11 protein-coding genes and 3 pseudogenes are annotated in these 17,048 nt (G+C 68.9%); 7 read left to right on the top strand and 7 right to left on the bottom strand.

Annotated features, from left to right (window positions below):
* Positions 1–81: 81 nt before the first annotated feature.
* A pseudogene (locus RZR99_RS33405) lies at positions 82–355 on the top strand (GIY-YIG nuclease family protein); the annotation flags it as partial.
* 1,193 nt (positions 356–1,548) lie between these two features.
* Here RZR99_RS33405 and ppa read toward each other — a convergent pair.
* A complete protein-coding gene (ppa, locus tag RZR99_RS28320) occupies positions 1,549–2,076 on the bottom strand; it encodes an inorganic diphosphatase (protein WP_323123084.1) in 528 nt (175 codons plus the stop codon).
* Positions 2,077–2,239: 163 nt separating this feature from the next.
* Between ppa and RZR99_RS28325 the strand changes: the two genes are divergently transcribed.
* The 3 genes from RZR99_RS28325 to RZR99_RS28335 all read left to right on the top strand — a co-directional run bounded on the left by RZR99_RS28325 (position 2,240) and on the right by RZR99_RS28335 (position 5,942).
* Positions 2,240–3,679 (top strand): aldehyde dehydrogenase family protein, encoded by a 1,440-nt coding sequence (locus RZR99_RS28325; RefSeq protein WP_323123085.1) that lies wholly within the window; start codon positions 2,240–2,242, stop codon positions 3,677–3,679.
* A 161-nt stretch (positions 3,680–3,840) separates the two neighbouring features.
* Positions 3,841–4,599: an SDR family oxidoreductase gene (locus RZR99_RS28330; protein WP_323123086.1), complete on the top strand. Its 759-nt coding sequence runs from the start codon at positions 3,841–3,843 to the stop codon at positions 4,597–4,599.
* 38 nt (positions 4,600–4,637) lie between these two features.
* Positions 4,638–5,942: an MFS transporter gene (locus tag RZR99_RS28335; RefSeq protein WP_323123087.1), complete on the top strand. Its 1,305-nt coding sequence runs from the start codon at positions 4,638–4,640 to the stop codon at positions 5,940–5,942.
* Positions 5,943–6,011: 69 nt separating this feature from the next.
* Here the strand turns inward: RZR99_RS28335 and RZR99_RS28340 are convergent, their stop codons facing one another.
* From RZR99_RS28340 to hemC, 4 genes and pseudogenes are all read right to left on the bottom strand, one after another.
* Positions 6,012–7,202 (bottom strand): heme biosynthesis protein HemY, encoded by a 1,191-nt coding sequence (locus RZR99_RS28340; RefSeq protein ID WP_323123088.1) that lies wholly within the window; start codon positions 7,200–7,202, stop codon positions 6,012–6,014.
* A 2-nt stretch (positions 7,203–7,204) separates the two neighbouring features.
* Positions 7,205–7,786, bottom strand: a pseudogene (locus tag RZR99_RS33585) (uroporphyrinogen-III C-methyltransferase); the annotation flags it as partial.
* Between the two features lie 3 nt (positions 7,787–7,789).
* Positions 7,790–9,315: pseudogene (gene hemDX / locus RZR99_RS28350) on the bottom strand (fused uroporphyrinogen-III synthase HemD/membrane protein HemX); the annotation flags it as partial.
* Complete coding sequence (gene hemC, locus RZR99_RS28355) at positions 9,315–10,298, bottom strand: hydroxymethylbilane synthase (protein ID WP_323123089.1); 984 nt, start codon at positions 10,296–10,298, stop codon at positions 9,315–9,317. The gene hemC and the pseudogene hemDX, both read right to left, overlap by 1 nt.
* A 189-nt stretch (positions 10,299–10,487) precedes the next feature.
* On the opposite strand from hemC, the gene ppc reads away from it, so the two are divergent.
* Entirely contained in the window at positions 10,488–13,448 is a 2,961-nt protein-coding gene (ppc, locus tag RZR99_RS28360) for a phosphoenolpyruvate carboxylase (RefSeq protein WP_323123090.1), read from the top strand.
* A gap of 181 nt (positions 13,449–13,629) precedes the next feature.
* Here the strand turns inward: ppc and RZR99_RS28365 are convergent, their stop codons facing one another.
* Entirely contained in the window at positions 13,630–14,382 is a 753-nt protein-coding gene (locus RZR99_RS28365; RefSeq protein WP_323123091.1) for a class I SAM-dependent methyltransferase, read from the bottom strand.
* A gap of 147 nt (positions 14,383–14,529) precedes the next feature.
* Here RZR99_RS28365 and RZR99_RS28370 point away from each other — a divergent pair, with 147 nt between their 5' ends.
* Positions 14,530–15,345: a helix-turn-helix transcriptional regulator gene (locus RZR99_RS28370; protein ID WP_323123092.1), complete on the top strand. Its 816-nt coding sequence runs from the start codon at positions 14,530–14,532 to the stop codon at positions 15,343–15,345.
* Between the two features lie 19 nt (positions 15,346–15,364).
* Here RZR99_RS28370 and RZR99_RS28375 read toward each other — a convergent pair whose 3' ends face one another.
* Positions 15,365–16,324, bottom strand: a complete 960-nt coding sequence (locus tag RZR99_RS28375) for a Csu type fimbrial protein (protein ID WP_323123093.1) — start codon at positions 16,322–16,324, stop codon at positions 15,365–15,367.
* A gap of 473 nt (positions 16,325–16,797) precedes the next feature.
* On the opposite strand from RZR99_RS28375, the gene RZR99_RS28380 reads away from it, so the two are divergent.
* Positions 16,798–17,048: spore coat protein U domain-containing protein (locus tag RZR99_RS28380; RefSeq protein WP_323123094.1), on the top strand; the 251-nt coding region annotated here is incomplete at its 3' end.

The following is a 17,048-nucleotide window of genomic DNA, read 5'->3' on the forward strand; positions in this document are numbered from 1 at the left end:
GGCGGGGGCGCCGTCACATGGGCCGGGGTCGGGTCGACCGTTTTCTGCGACACTGGCGGCTTCGTCTCATGCCGCCCTGTCATGTCCTGGTACCTGTATCTGATCGAATGCGCCGACGGCAGCGTCTATACCGGCATCACCACCGATGTCGCGGCGCGCTTCGAGCAGCATGCGAACGGCTCGGGCGCACGCTATACGCGCTCGCGCAAGCCGCTCGCCGTGCTCGCGTCGTTTCCGCTCGCGAATCGCTCCAGCGCGTCGAGCGCCGAATACTGGGTGAAACGGTTGAGTCCCGCGCAAAAGCGTGAACTGGCGGCGGGCCAGCGCACGCTCGAGTCGGTACTGCCGGTCGTAGCGGTCATACCCGCCGAAATCGAGGTGGCCGAGGCGGAAACCGGCGATCCCGCCGGGGACGCCGCGGCGGTCAGCGCGAACGGAACCATCGACGACGCCGGACAACCCAACCCATCGAAGGTGGCGAAGGTGGCGAAGGTGGCGAAGGTGGCGAAGGTGGCGAAGGTGGCGAAGGTGGCGAAGGTGGCGAAGGTGGCGAAGGTGGCGAAGGTGGCGAAGGTGGCGAAGGTGGCGAAGGTGGCGAAGGTGGCGAAGGTGGCGAAGGTGGCGAAGGTGGCGAAGGTGGCGAAGGTGGCGAAGGTGGCGAAGGTGGCGAAGGTGGCGAAGGTGGCGAAGGTGGCGAAGGTGGCGAAGGTGGCGAAGGTGGCGAAGGTGGCGAAGGTGGCGAAGGTGGCGAAGGTGGCGAAGGTGGCGAAGGTGGCGAAGGTGGCGAAGGTGGCGAAGGTGGCGAAGGTGGCGAAGGTGGCGAAGGTGGCGAAGGTGGCGAAGGTGGCGAAGGTGGCGAAGGTGGCGAAGGTGGCGAAGGTGGCGAAGGTGGCGAAGGTGGCGAAGGTGGCGAAGGTGGCGAAGGTGGCGAAGGTGGCGAAGGTGGCGAAGGTGGCGAAGGTGGCGAAGGTGGCGAAGGTGGCGAAGGTGGCGAAGGTGGCGAAGGTGGCGAAGGTGGCGAAGGTGGCGAAGGTGGCGAAGGTGGCGAAGGTGGCGAAGGTGGCGAAGGTGGCGAAGGTGGCGAAGGTGGCGAAGGTGGCGAAGGTGGCGAAGGTGGCGAAGGTGGCGAAGGTGGCGAAGGTGGCGAAGGTGGCGAAGGTGGCGAAGGTGGCGAAGGTGGCGAAGGTGGCGAAGGTGGCGAAGGTGGCGAAGGTGGCGAAGGTGGCGAAGGTGGCGAAGGTGGCGAAGGTGGCGAAGGTGGCGAAGGTGGCGAAGGTGGCGAAGGTGGCGAAGGTGGCGAAGGTCGCGAAGGTCGCGAAGGTCGCGAAGAAAACACCGAAGACGGCAAAAATACCAAAGGCAGTTGAAACAAACGAAATGCCCAAAGCCCCCAAAGCAGCGAAACCGATCGCCGCGGTCGGCCCAAGCCCGACCGTCCGCCGCCCCACCCGCCCAAAACAAAACCGCGCGGCCTCGTAACGAGGCGCGCGCGGTCCGTTGACGCGATGCGGCAACGCGGGCCGGCGAGGCGGCCGCGCGAAGCGGCGCTTACTTCTTGAAGTTCGCGATGCCTTCAGTGATTTCCTTGTGCGCGGCGTCGATGCCCGCCCAGCCCTCGACCTTCACCCACTTGCCCTTCTCGAGCGCCTTGTACTGTTCGAAGAAATGCTTGATCTGGTCCTTCAGGTACTCGGGCACGTCGTCGATCGACTTCAGGTTGGCCGTCATCGGGCACACCTTGTCATGCGGCACCGCGACGAGCTTCGCGTCGACGCCCGATTCGTCGGTCATCTGCAGCATGCCGAGCGCACGGGAGCGCACCACCGAACCGGCGAGCAGCGGGAACGGCGTGATGACGAGGACGTCGACGGGGTCGCCGTCGCCCGACAGCGTCTGCGGGATGAAACCGTAGTTCACCGGATAACGCATGCCGGTGCCGATGAAACGGTCGACCACGAGGAGACCCATCTCCTTGTCGGCCTCGTACTTCACCGGCTCGCTTTGCGCCGGAATCTCGATGATCACGTTGAAATCTTGCGGCAGATCCTTGCCGGCCGGGACATTGCTAAAGCTCATGGCGTTCTCTGAAGTGCGGATGGATATCGGGACAGGGTGCGCCACAATAGCGCGCCCCCGAAGGAATGCGCCATTATAGCCAATCGACCGGCGACGCTTCGATGACGGACGGCGGATAATCGCCCGGTCGATCCGACGCACGACCAGAAAGCGAGGAGCAGGCATGGAAGAGGCGAAGCACTTCATCGCGGGCGAATGGGCCGCGCCGGCGGCCGGCGAAACGATCGCCGTGATCGATCCGTCCGACGGCGCGCCGTTCGCGCAGCTCGCGCGCGGCAACGCGACCGACATCGACGCCGCGGTGCGCGCCGCCCGCGCCGCCTTCGACGGCGCCTGGGGCGCCGCGAGCGCGGCCGAACGCGGACGGGCGCTGTACCGGCTGTCGATGCGCGTCGCCGCCTGCCAGGAGGAACTCGCGCAGATCGAGGCGCGCGACACCGGCAAGCCGCTCAGGCAGGCCCGCGCCGATGCAGCCGCGCTCGCCCGCTACTTCGAATTCTATGCCGGCGCCGCCGACAAGCTGCACGGCGAGACGCTGCCCTACCAGGCCGGTTATACGGTGCTCACGATCCGCGAGCCGCACGGCGTCACGGGCCATATCGTGCCGTGGAACTACCCGATGCAGATCTTCGGGCGCAGCATCGGCGCCGCGCTCGCGGCCGGCAATGCGTGCGTGGTGAAACCGGCCGAGGATGCCTGCCTGTCGCTGCTGCGGGTCGCCGAACTGGCCGCCGAGGCCGGCCTGCCGCCCGGCGCGCTGAACCTCGTGACGGGCTACGGCCACGAGGCGGGCGCGGCGCTCGCGCGCCACCCCGGCATCGATCACATCTCGTTCACCGGCTCCCCCGATACCGGCCGGCTGGTCGCGCAGATGGCCGCCGAGCACCACGCGCCCGTCACGCTCGAGCTGGGCGGGAAATCGCCGCAAATCGTCTTCGCCGACGCCGATCTCGAAGCGGCGCTGCCCGTGCTCGTCGCCGCGATCGTGCAGAACGGCGGGCAGACCTGCTCGGCCGGCAGCCGCGTGCTGATCGAGCATGCGGTCTACGAGCCGCTCGTCGACCGGCTCGCGACCGCGTTTAACGCGCTGCGGGTCGGCCCGAGCCGGGCCGATCTCGATTGCGGCCCGCTGATCAACGCGAAACAGCAGCAGCGCGTTTGGGATTTCCTGTCCGACGCGCAGCACGACGGCATCGCGATGGCCGCGCACGGCGAAGTGGTACCCGACGCGCCCGAAACCGGCTTCTACCAGGCGCCCGCGCTGCTGCGCGACGTGCCGCCGACGCACCGGCTCGCCCAGGAAGAAGTGTTCGGTCCCGTGCTCGCCGCGATGCGCTTCCGCGACGAGGACGAGGCGCTCGCGCTCGCGAATAGCACCCGCTACGGTCTCGTCGCGGGCATCTGGACCCGCGACGGCGCGCGGCAGCTGCGCATCGCGCGTCGCGTGCGCGCGGGCCAGGTATTCGTCAACAACTACGGCGCGGGGGGCGGCGTCGAGCTGCCGTTCGGCGGCGTCGGCCATTCGGGTCATGGCCGCGAGAAAGGCTTCGAAGCGCTGTACGGCTTCACCGCGCTGAAAACCATCGCGCTGAAGCACGGCTAGACCCATTCGAGCGGCGGCGCGGGGCGACCGGCTTCGCCCGCGCGCCGGAAGTCGTTACGACCCGGCGGCGCGCATGCCGGCGGCACGGCGCCGAACCCGCAACAGCCGGCGCGGCGCACGGCGCCCGCCCGGCTTCCACGATCAACAGACAGGAGATAGACATGCGGTTGAGCGGCAAGACAGCGATCGTCACGGGCGGCGGCTCGGGATTCGGCGAAGGCATCGCGAAAACCTATGCGCGCGAAGGCGCGAACGTCGTCGTCAACGATCTGAACGGCGCGGCCGCCGAGCGGGTCGCGAGCGAGATCGCGCTGGCGGGCGGACGCGCGATCGCGGTGCAGGGCGACGTATCGAAGGGCGACGACTGGCGCGCGCTGCTCGCCGCGGCGCTCGACGACTTCGGCACCGTGCAGATCATCGTCAACAACGCCGGCACCACCCATCGCAACAAGCCCGTGCTCGACGTGACGGAAGCCGAGTACGACCGGGTCTACGCGGTCAACATGAAGAGCCTGTTCTGGAGCGTGCAGACCCTGGTGCCGTACTTTCGCGGCCAGGGCGGCGGCGTGTTCGTCAACATCGCGTCGACCGCGGGCGTGCGCCCGCGCCCCGGCCTCGTCTGGTACAACAGCACGAAGGGCGCGATGATCACCGCCAGCAAGACGCTCGCCGCCGAACTCGGCGCCGAGCGCATCCGCGTGAACTGCATCAACCCCGTGCTCGGCGAAACGGCGCTGATGACGGAGTTCATGGGCGTGGCGGACACTCCGGACAACCGCCGGCGCTTTCTCGCGACGATTCCGCTCGGCCGGCTGTCGACGCCGCAGGACATCGCCAACGCGGCGCTCTACCTCGCGTCCGACGAGGCCGAGTTCATCACCGGCGTCTGCCTGGAGGTCGACGGCGGCCGCTGCATCTGACGCGGCGCGCCGCTCGATCCATAACAAGAGGAGACATCATGACCAGTACCGCATCGCCCATTCCGGGCGCGCCGTCCGCGTTCGAGGAGGCCACCTACCGCAAGGTCTCGTGGCGGCTCACGCCGCTGCTGCTGCTCTGCTACGTGGTCGCGTATCTCGACCGCGTCAACGTCGGCTTCGCGAAGCTGCAGATGGCGGCCGACCTGAATCTGTCGGACACCGTCTACGGTCTCGGCGCGGGGATCTTCTTCTTCGGCTACTTCCTGTTCGAGGTGCCGAGCAACATCATCCTGCACCGGGTCGGCGCGCGCGTCTGGATCGCGCGGATCATGGTCACATGGGGGATCATCTCGGCGCTGATGATGTTCGTCACCACCCCCACGATGTTCTACACGATGCGCTTCCTGCTCGGCGTCGCCGAGGCTGGCTTCTTCCCCGGCGTAATCCTGTACCTGACCTACTGGTACCCGGCCAACCGGCGCGGCCGGATGACGACCTTCTTCATGACGGCCGTCGCGCTGTCCGGCGTGATCGGCGGCCCGGTATCCGGCTACATCCTCAAGACCTTCCACGGATCGAACGGCTGGCACGGCTGGCAGTGGCTCTTCCTGCTCGAAGGGATTCCGTCGGTGCTGGTCGGCGTGCTGGTGTTCTTCCGGCTCGACGACCGGATCGCGAAGGCGCGCTGGCTGACCGACGCTGAAAAAGCGCTGCTCGAACGCAACATCCAAGTCGAGGAGGCGGTCAAGGACAATCCGTCGCTCGGCGGCGTGTTCTCGAGCCCGCGCGTGTGGCTGATGTGCCTGATCTACTTTTCGTTCGTGATGGGACTGTACGGCGTCGGCTTCTGGCTGCCGACGATCATCAAATCGACCGGCGTCACCGATGCCTTCTCGATCGGCCTCCTGTCCGCGATTCCCTACGCGGCCGCCGTGGTCGGGATGATCCTGATCGCTCGCAGCGCCGACCGCCGCCGCGAACGGCGCTGGCACATCGCGATGCCCGCCGCGATGGGCGCGATCGGCCTGCTGCTGTCCGTCGCCTGGGCGCACGAAACCGCGCTCGCGATGGTGGGCCTCACGCTCGCGACCGTGGGCATCCTGACCACGCTGCCGCTGTTCTGGAGCCTGCCCACCGCCTTCCTCGGCGGCGCGGCGGCCGCGGCGGGCATCGCGATGATCAACTCGGTCGGCAACCTCGCCGGCTTCCTGAGCCCGTACATGGTCGGCTGGCTCAAGCAGGCCACCGCATCCAACGACGCGGGCATGTACATGCTCGCCGCGTTCATGCTGCTCGGCGGCCTGCTCGCGTTGTCGGTGCCGAAGGCGCTCGTCAACCGGTAGCCGGCCGGCGCGCGCGGGTAAAAAAAACGGCGGCCGAACGGCCGCCGTTTTCGCTCCTGCTGCGGCGGCTTACGCCACCGTGATCGCCAGCGCGCTTTCGCGGTAATGCCGGGCCGCCTTGTCGGTCTCGCCCAGATGCTCGAACAGGCGGGCGAGCGCGCGATGCGCGCGGACCTTCAGCGGCTCGTTGTCCGCCAGCTTGAGCGCGGCCTCGAGGAACGACTGCGCCTTGCCCCACAGCTGTTGCTGCTGGCACAACCGGCCCAGCGCGAACAGCAGATCGGCGTCTTCCGCATGATCCTTCTTCCAGGTCTCCGCCTTCTGGATCAGCGGCAACACGTCCGCGCCGGCGGTATCCGGATAGCGGCGCAGCAGCCGCGCGTCCCAGTTGTGCGCGAGCGCATCCTCGACGATCCGGCGCGCTTCCGGACGACGCTCGAGCACCACCAGCAGCTCGGCGGCCAGATCGGCGAGGCGCGGCGACTGCCGCTCCGTCGCGGACAGCGATTGCCACACTTCCAGCAGCGCGTCGGCGTCATGCCGCCGATCGCGCAGCAGATGTTCCGCCGCTTGCTGGCGCAGCCGCACCGCCGCCGCCGGATGCAGCGCCTCGCGCTTCTCGAGCGTCTTGGCGAGCTTCAGCACCTCGGCCCAGTTCTTCAATTGCTGCTGCGCGCGCAGCGCCACCTGCTGCGCGTGGATCCGCTTGCCGCCGGATGCCTGCATCTCGGCGAGCGCGGCGAGCGCCCCTTCCGCGTCGCGGCCGTCGGCGCGCATGTCGGCGGTCGCGAGAAGCCGCGCATCCTGCCACTCGGGCGCGCTGACCTTGCCGAGCCATTCGTCGCGGCGCGCGTACTCGTGCATCCGGTGCGCGGCCGCCGCGGCGACCAGCCCCGCCGCGCCCTGGTTCGCATCGATCGTCAGCGAATCGCGCGCGGCCTTCTCCGCGCGCGAGAAACGGCCCGCGTACAGATTCGAGATCGCATCGCGCAGCGACGCCTGCGCCTTCTCGTTGCGCGCGCGCGCGCGATAGGCCGCGACCCGCTGCGGCATCCGCCAGATGTTGCGCACGATGCGCAGCAACGCATAGAGCGCGATGAACAGCACGATGATCGCGAACACGAACAGGTTCAGCGACAGGTCGACCCGGTACGGCGGATAGACGAGCAGCACCTGGCCGGTGTCGAAGCGTCCCACCGTCGCGAGCGCCGCGGCGACAGCGAACAGGATGGCGAGCCAAATGATTCCACGCAGCGTCATCGTCAACCCCGGCTCTTGAACTGTTGAACCGCGTTCAGGCTGGTGTTCAGGTTCGGCACCGCGACGGTCAGCGACGCGGCATCGACCTGCTTCAGCAGATCCTGAACCACCTGGGTGTTCTTCGACGCGCCGTCGAAGTAGCGCGCGAGCGTCGCCTGCGCGGCGTGCAGGTCGGACTTCATCGCGGGCTCGTTGCGCGCGAGCAGCGACAGCCGCGCGGCGAGCAGCCGCAGCTTCACGTTCTCGCGCACGAAATAACCCTGGTCGGGCGACGTCAGCATCGCATCGGCGTTGTCGATCCGGCGCACCTGCACGAGCCCTTTCAGCTGCTCGCCGATGCCGGCCGAGAAATCCCGCCACCATCCCTTCCAGCGCGGCTCGCCGGCCGCGGCCGGCGCGGCCGCGGCGCTCGCCTTCGGCGCCGCGTGCAGCACCAGCGCCTCGCCCGCGAGCGGCAGGTCGTCGACCTTGCCGATCGCGTCGTCGAGCTTGATCGCGAGGCCGGTGAGATCGGCGGACGGCGCGGCCTTCAGCTTGTCGATGTCCTGCGCGAGCGCCTTGCGCACGGTGACCGCCTGNCGAGCGGCAGGTCGTCGACCTTGCCGATCGCGTCGTCGAGCTTGATCGCGAGGCCGGTGAGATCGGCGGACGGCGCGGCCTTCAGCTTGTCGATGTCCTGCGCGAGCGCCTTGCGCACGGTGACCGCCTGCGCGCTCTGCGACGTGGCGAGCCGCGAATCGGCGTTCTGCAGCGCGATCAGCGCGAGCTGCGTATTGCCCGTCAGCTGCAGCTGCTGGCTCGCGCTCGACAGCATCTGGTCGACTTCCTCGAGCATCCACGCGTCGCGGTTGCGGGCGAGATCCTGATATTGCTGCTGCAGCGCCTGCTGCGCGTTCTGCGCATCGGACAGCTTGCCCTCGAACTGCGACAGCTGCGCGTCGACCTGATGCACGCTCGCCAGCGCCTGATCCGTCTTCATCCGCGTTTCGGCGGTCTGCGCGTCGAGCGCCTTCTGGCGATCGACCGCGTGCTGGTCGAGCCGGTCGACCTTGCGGTTCAGCGCGTAGCCGCCGACGCCCGCCGCGCAGACGATCACGACGACCACGAACCACAGCGCGGCGAGCGCGCCGCCGCTGCCGCCGCCGCGCCGCTCCTTCGCCTCGAAGGGCGTGAACGGCTGATTGGGCGGCACGGCGGATGCGGTCGGCCGGGAGGGGGAAGCTTGCTTGGAATCGTTGGTATCAGTCATGCGTGGAGGCACCGGTGCGGCTGTCGCCGCTTGAACGGCCGTGTCGGCCAACGAACGGAAGGCGCGTACGATGCGCTCATCGCCCGCGCCGGACAGCGTAATCCTATCAAAACCCAATGCGCGCGCGGTTTCCGCGATGCGGGGATGCGGCGCGATGAGCGGCGCGTGCCTGAGCGCGTCGATCTCGGCGTCGTTCAGGTGCTCGTGCGCGAGTTCGTTCAGGTTGCGCACGCCCTCGGAACTGGTGACGAGCCACGCATGCGGGGCGCCGGCCAGCAGCGCATGCACGCGCTCCCACGCGGCGATCGACGGCTCGGGCGCGACGCGCCGGTAGGCGGCCACCAGCTCGACCTCCGCGCCCGCTTCGCGCAGCCGCTCGGCGAGCCATTCGCGGCCGCCGTCGCCGCGCACGATCAGCACGCGCTTGCCGGCCAGGCCGGCCGCGCCGCCGAACGCGGCGTCGATCGCCACGAACAGGCTTTCGGAATCGTAATGCGGCTCGGCGCCGTCGTCGGGCGTATGCGGCGCGATCACCCGATAGGCGTCGCCCGCGATGCCGTGCCGTTCCAGCGCCGCGACGCTGCCCGGCCCGACCACGCCGACCGGCAGCGGATGCGGCCAGATCGACCGGTAGCGCGCGAGCGCGTGGTCGATCGCGTTCGGCGACACGAACACGACGAGCGCATAGGCGTCGAGCCGCGCGAACGCGGCGACGAGCGGCGCATCGTCGGCGAGCGGCGCGATCTCGATCAGCGGGAAATCGAGCACGTCGAGCCCCGCGTCGGCCAGCCGTGCGGCGAGCGGCGCCGACTGCCCGTCGGGCCGGGTCAGGATCGCGGCGAACCTGCGCGGCGCGCCCGCCATCACGCGTCGCCCCGCCGCGCGCTCGCCGCGAGCAGCGCCTCGACGATCTCGCGGGCGCCCTGGCGCTCCAGATCGTCGGACACGGCCAGGCCGAGCGCGAGCGCATCGTCGACGGTGGTCGCCGCGGCCCGCGCCTGCGCGGTCAGCACCCGGCTGCCGTCCGTCGTCGACACGCGGCCGGTGAGGTGCAATCCGTCGTCCCGCCAGACCGCGTGCGCGGCAAGCGGCACCTCGCAACTGCCGCCGAGCCGGCGCGACACCATCCGCTCGGCCTCGACCGCCAGCGCCGTCGACGGGTCGTGCAGCGGCGCGAGCCAGCCCGCGACGTCCGCGCGATGCGCGGCGATCTCGATGCCGAGCGCGCCCTGGCCGGCGGCGGGCGGACTGTCCGCGACGTCGAGCAGCGCGCGGATCCGCGCGCCGAGGCCCAGGCGCTTCAAGCCGGCGGCCGCCAGGATGATCCCCGCGTAATCGCCGCGGTCGAGCTTGCCGAGGCGCGTGTCGAGATTGCCGCGCAGCGGCCGGACCTCGAGATGCGGGTAGCGGGCCCGCAGCATCGCCTCGCGGCGCAGGCTCGACGTGCCGACCACCGCGCCCGCGGGCAGTTCGGCGAGCGAGGCATGATGATTCGACACGAACGCGTCGCGCGGATCCTCGCGGCGCAGGATCGCCGCGAGCGCGAAGCCGTCGGGCAGCGCCATCGGCACATCCTTCAGCGAATGCACGGCGAGATCGGCGCGGCCGTCGGCCAGCGCGGTCTCCAGTTCCTTCACGAACAGGCCCTTGCCGCCCACCTTCGACAGCGTGCGGTCGAGAATTTGATCGCCGCGCGTGGTCATCCCGAGGATTTTCACGTCGCAAGCTGGATATAATTTGCGCAGCGCATCACGCACATGTTCGGCCTGCCACATGGCGAGGCGGCTCTCACGCGAGGCAATCGTCAGCGTCGCGGGGGGCGTGGCCGAAAGGGTCTCGGAATTCATTGCAGAAACATCGCAGGACGGGATCTAGGAACGAACAATGGTAGCACGCACGCCTTCCCCGCTTTCCCAGGCTGGGCGCGGCATGCGCGCCCAGCCGGCCCCCTCGCGGGCCGCTTGATGCGCCGCCGTTCCGCAGCCTAGCCAGACCGCAGTCCCCTGTTCACTCGTGCTTTCCCAAGGAAACCCATCGTGAAGTCTTCCGGATCGGCGCGCACGGCGCGCCGCAATGCTGCCCCCTCCTCCTCCGCCACCCCTGCCGCCGCGCCCGTCCGCGCCAAACCGGCCCGCACGCCGAAAGATGCGATACGCACCGCCAACGGCGCGGCTCCGGCCAAAACGAACGGTCGTACGCGCGAGGACAAGGATCAGCCGCTGTTCGAGGACATCCGCTATCTGGGCCGGTTGCTGGGCGACGTGGTGCGCGAACAGGAAGGCGATTCGGTATTCGATGTGGTCGAGACCATCCGCCAGACCGCCGTCAAGTTCCGCCGCGAGGACGACAAGGACGCCGCGCAAACCCTGGAGAAGAAGCTGCGCAAGCTGACGCCCGAGCAGACCGTGAGCGTCGTGCGCGCGTTCAGCTACTTCTCGCATCTCGCGAACATCGCGGAGGACCGCCATCACAATCGCCGGCGCCGCATCCACGCGCTCGCCGGCTCGACGTCGCAGGCGGGCACGGTCGCGTATGCGCTGGAGAAGCTGCAGCAGACGGGCGACGCATCGTCGAAGGTCGTCAAGCGCTTCTTCGACAACGCGCTGATCGTGCCGGTGCTCACCGCGCATCCGACCGAGGTGCAGCGCAAGAGCATCCTCGACGCGCAGCACGACATCGCGCGGCTGCTCGCCGAGCGCGACCAGCCGCTCACGACGCGCGAGCGCGCAACCAACGAAACCCTGCTGCGCGCCCGCGTGACGACGCTGTGGCAGACCCGGATGCTGCGCGACGCCCGCCTGACGGTCGCGGACGAAATCGAGAACGCGCTGTCCTACTACCGCGCGACCTTCCTCGACGAGCTGCCCGCGCTGTACGGCGACATCGAAGCCGCGCTCGCCGAACACGGCCTGCCCGCGCGGCTGCCCGCGTTCTTCCAGATGGGCAGCTGGATCGGCGGCGACCGCGACGGCAACCCGAACGTGACCGCTGCGACGCTCGACGAAGCGATCAACCGCCAGGCGACGGTGATCCTCGAGCACTACCTGGAACAGGTACACAAGCTCGGCGCCGAGCTGTCGGTGTCGAACCTGCTGGTGGGCGCGAGCGATGCGCTGAAGGCGCTCGCCGCCGCATCGCCCGACCAGTCGCCGCACCGCGTCGACGAACCGTACCGGCGCGCGCTGATCGGCGTCTACACGCGGCTGGCCGCGAGCGCCCGGGTGCGGCTCGGCCAGGGCGTGGTGGCGGTGCGCAGCGCGGGACGCGGCGCCGCGCCGGTGCGCGCGACGCCGTATGACGACGCCGCGGACTTCGCGCGCGACCTGCAGGTGCTGCTCGATTCGCTCGCCCGGCATCACGGCGAGTCGCTCGCGACGCCGCGCCTCAAGCCGCTGATCCGCGCCGCCGAAGTGTTCGGCTTCCATCTGGCCAGCATCGACCTGCGCCAAAGCTCCGACATCCACGAGGCGGTGATCGCCGAGCTGTTCGCGCGCGCGGGCGTCGAGCCCGACTATGCGGCGCTGTCCGAAGCCGACAAGTTGCGCGTGCTGCTCGACGCGCTCGCGCAGCCGCGTCCGCTGCGCTCGCCGTATCTCGCCTACTCGGCGCTCGCGCAGAGCGAACTGGGCGTGCTCGAAAAGGCCCGCGAGGTGCGCGCGCAGTTCGGCGCGCGCGCGGTGCGCAACTACATCATCTCGCACACCGAAACGGTCAGCGATCTCGTCGAGGTCCTGCTACTGCAGAAGGAAACCGGCCTGCTCGACGGCACCTTCGGCCGCGGCGACGCACACAGCGGGCTGATGGTGATTCCGCTGTTCGAGACCATCGCCGATTTGCGCAATGCGTCGCACATCATGAGCGATTTCTTCGCGCTGCCCGGCGTCAAGGCGCTCGTCGCGCATCAGGGCGGCGAGCAGGAAGTAATGCTCGGCTACTCCGACAGCAACAAGGACGGCGGCTTCCTGACGTCGAACTGGGAGCTGTACCGCGCCGAGCTTGCGCTCGTCGAGCTGTTCCACCAGCGCAACATCACGCTGCGTCTGTTCCACGGGCGCGGCGGCACGGTCGGCCGAGGCGGCGGCCCGACCTACCAGGCGATCCTGTCGCAGCCGCCCGGCACGGTGGACGGCCAGATCCGGCTCACCGAGCAGGGCGAGGTGATCGCGAGCAAGTTCGGCAACCCCGAGATCGGCCGCCGCAACCTGGAAACGGTGGTCGCCGCGACGCTCGAGGCGTCGCTGCTGCCGCGCAGCAACGCGCCCGCGCAGTTGCCCGCGTTCGAGGCCGCGATGCAGACGCTATCCGACGCCGCGATGGCCGCCTACCGCGCGCTCGTCTACGAGACCCCCGGCTTCACCGACTACTTTTTCCTGTCGACGCCGATCAGCGAGATCGCCGAGCTGAACATCGGCAGCCGGCCCGCGTCACGCAAGCTGCAGGATCCGAAGCAGCGCAAGATCGAGGATCTGCGGGCGATTCCGTGGGGTTTCTCGTGGGGCCAGTGCAGGCTGCTGCTAACCGGCTGGTACGGGTTCGGCAGCGCGGTGGCCGCCTACCTCGACGGCGCGCCGGGCGACGCCGAGCGCGCGAAGCGGATCGCGCTGCTCAGGAAGATGAACAAGACCTGGCCGTTCTTCGCGAACCTGCTGTCGAACATGGACATGGTGCTGGCGAAGACCGATCTCGCGGTCGCGTCGCGCTACGCACAGCTCGTCGCGGACAAGAAGCTGCGCAAGCACGTGTTCGAGCGGATCGTCGCCGAATGGGAACGCACGTCGGCGGCACTGGCCGAGATCACCGGGCACGATGCGCGCCTCGCCGCCAATCCGCTGCTCGCGCGCTCGATCAAGAACCGCTTCCCGTACCTCGATCCGCTTAATCACCTGCAGGTCGAACTGCTCAAGCGGCACCGCGCGGGCGACACCAACGCACGGCTGCGGCGCGGGATTCACCTGACCATCAACGGTATCGCGGCCGGCCTGCGCAACACCGGCTGAGCACGGCGGCCGGCGCGTGTCGGCGCGGCATGGCGGCAACCGTTCCGCGCCGACATGGATCGGCACGGAGCGGCCCGCCGGGACGCCGAACACAGCCCGCGCAGCCGCTCCCGCCCGGCAACGACGATCGGACCCCTCCGGCAATCCGCCGTCACGCCGCATCCGGCCGCGCGTTGCGCCGCTATCGCGCGTCGATCATCAGCGCGTCGAGCTTGAACGAGCCGTCGGGCTGCACGTCGAAGTACGCGCGTACCTCGTCGGGCGCGCCGCGCCACAGCGAACGGATCGCGGCCACCCGCTCGTCCGGCGTGCGCATCCGCGCGACCCACGTCGCGAACTCGATCGACAGCCGCCAGCGCTCGGCCACCCGCGCGGCAAAACCCGCCTGCGCGAACAGCGCGAGCCATTCGTCCGCGCGGTAGTCGCGGATGTGCGATGCGTCGCGCAGCACCTCCACGGCCTGCAGATGCGTATCGAGCAGCGGATGGTCGCTGCCGGCGATATCGATGAAGCGCACCTGTCCGCCCGGCTTCAGCACGCGGCGCACTTCGGCGAGCGCGCGCGGCACATCGTGCCAGTGATGCGCGCTCATCCGGCTCACGACCCAGTCGAACGAACCGTCCGCGAACGGCAGTTGCTCGGCCGGCCCCTGCTGCACGCGGATATTGCCCAGCCCGCGCTCGCGCGCCGCCTCGGCGACGGTCGCCAGCATCGGCGGCGCGATGTCGTAGGCCACCACCTCGCGCGCGCCGGGCGCCGCCGCGAAGCTCGCGTGCCCCGCGCCGCAGCCCAGGTCCAGCACCACCGCGCCCGGCGTCGCGGCGATCCCGGCGGCGAGCGCGCGCAGATCCTCGCCCGTCGCATGGACGGTGCTCGTCAGATAGGCGGCGGCGGTCGAGCCGAACGCATCGGCGACCTGGTCGTGGTGTTTCATGGACAGCTCCTGGTAGGTGGGGATGCGCCGGTTCACGCCACCGCGGACCGGCATGCCGCTACAATAGGGCCCGTTTTGTACCAGTACAAGCTAAGCAATTATTCTGGTATTCATTCCACCTGCCTATCCCGGTTGCCTGTCCGCCGCATGAATCCCAAGACCGTCTCCCCGCCTCCTCCGCCCCTCGACGCCACGCCGGCGCGCGCATTGGGCGAATTCATCCGCGCGCATCGCGAGCGCCTGTCGCCGCAGGCCGTCGGCCTGCCACCCGGGCCCAGGCGGCGCACGCCGGGGCTGCGGCGCGAGGAAGTCGCGCAGCTGTGCGGGGTGAGCCCCACCTGGTACACGTGGATCGAACAGGGCCGCGAGGTGTCGGCATCCGCCGACGCGCTCGCCCGGATCGCCGTCGCGCTGCAGCTGTCGCGCGCCGAGCGCGCCTATCTGTTCGAACTGGCCGCGCAGCGCGACCCGGCCGAACCCGAGCTGGCCGCGACCGACGTGCCGGCCACGCTGCTCGCGACGGTCCAGCTCGTCGCCACGCCCGCCTACGTGCTGGATCGCCAGTGGAACGCGCTGGCGTGGAATCCGCCCGCCGCCGCGCTGTTCGCCGGCTGGCTGGACGGCGAGCACGACCGCAACCTGCTGCGCTTCACGTTCATCGAGCCCGCGGCGCGAACCTTGATCGTCGATTGGGAAATCCGCGCGCGGCGGCTCGCGGCCGAGTTCCGCGCCGATTCGATCCGCCACCTGAACGATGCGCCGACCCGCGCGCTGATCGATGCGCTGCTCGCCGGCAGCGATGCGTTCGCTCACTACTGGGCATCGCAGGATGTCGGCGAGCGCGAAGGCGGCGCCCGCGAATTCGATCATCCGCGCGAGGGCCGCGTGGTCTACCAGCAGATGACGCTGAAGCCCGCGCATCGCGAAGACCTGAAGCTGGTCGTGCTGGTGCGCGACGTCTGAACGCCGCGGCCGTCCGCCGTCAGAAGCTGATCGTCGCGGTGATCGTGTCGCTGTAGCTGCCGGGCGCGGGCGTCGCCTGCACCGGCACCAGTCCGTAGACGGTCAGCGCCTGCGACGTGCCGCTGCCCGTGCCCGTCGCCATCGACGTGCCGCTGGTGCCGTCTCCCCACGCGATCGAGTGCGCCGCGTCCTGATAGAGCTGGTAATTGACCGATCCGCCGCCGCCCGAGCGCAGCATCGTGCGCGCCGCGACACTGCCGCTCCCGCCGCCGTTCAGCGCGATCTCGAACGCGTCGCCGTTGGTGCACTGCGCATTGATCGTGCCGGTCGCGGTCAGCGCCGTGCGGATCACGCCCGTCGGCGCGAACGCGACGTTGGTCGCCGTGATGTTGCAGTTGTTGATGACGGTCGCCGTCGCGGTGAACGAGAACGTGCCGGACGACGTCTGCGACGCGCACGGCGTCGGCGTCAGCAGGTAGAAGCTGTAGTTGAGCGACGTCTGGCTGCCGGTAAACGCCTGCGAGTAGACCGTGCTCGCATTGCCGACGCTCGGCACGGTCGGCTGGTTCGCCGCGATCTGGCCGTAGATCGTCACGTTCGCGCTCGTGCTCGTCGTCAGCACCGGCTTCGCCAGCGTGACGGAGATCGGCGTCGTGCCCGAATAGGTCGAGCCCCACATCGTCGTATACCCGGCGTCCTGGTACAGGTTGTACTGCAGCTGGTTCGAGCCGTTGGTCAGGTAGCGCGGGCTGGTGCCGCTGAGGTTGAGGCACACGAGCACGCTCGGCGTCAGCGTAATCGCCGGCCACGTACAGGTGACCGTCATCGTCGCCGTGGTGGTCACCGCCGACAGCGCGATCGGGCTCACCGAGCCGAAGTTGGGCGCGGGCGCCGTGACCGAGCAGCTTTGGGCATGCGCCGCGGCCCAGGGGCCGCCCAGCCCCAGCACAGCCGCCAACGCCAGCATCCATCGTTTCATCTCGAGCACTCGCCGAAGCCGTTCTTGTGATCGCCGAACCCGATGCTCGGTCGAATCTGATTGACATCAAAAATATCTCGAATAATTTACCCGCGGCTCTGCTTTGCAAATCGAAACAATCTCGTCCGAATTGGATGAGTCAGTCAATTACAAATTATTTCGACACTGTCATTAAATTTGCCTGATGAATCGGTTTCCGGCACGAGCGGCCCGGCGAAAGCCATTGCGGAGGAAATCGAAAGCAGCCGGCAGCCCATTTCTCAAAAAAATAAGCCCGCGCGACTCATGGGATCGCCCGCCGGCCGCTCAGGGCTTTTCCCGTTGCACCCCAATAATCCGTGCGCTAATCTTACTAAAAAGTCTGAATGCGTCTTGAATTTATTATCTGAAAGAAACCTTAAAAGACGTTAATTGTTTCAATACCCGAGCCCGGACCAGGTCGCCAAAAATCAGATCAGCAGGAGCGCTTCGCGATGAAAACTTTTTCCCGCTCGCTCGGGTCGGCCGCAATCGCTGCAATGCTCGCCGCCACCCCCGCCTTTCATTCCGCCGAAGCCGCCGTCTATTCGAACGGCACGGCCACCGCTACCTTTCTCGTCACGCTGACGATCCAGGCGAACTGCACGATCGCGGCCAACCCGCTCGCGTTCGGCACCACCGGCGTGCTCGCGTCCGCGCTCAACCAACAGACGACCCTGAGCGTCACCTGCTCGAACACCACGCC

Origin of the sequence: Burkholderia alba (genome assembly GCF_034721475.1) — a bacterium.
Taxonomy (GTDB): domain Bacteria; phylum Pseudomonadota; class Gammaproteobacteria; order Burkholderiales; family Burkholderiaceae; genus Burkholderia; species Burkholderia alba.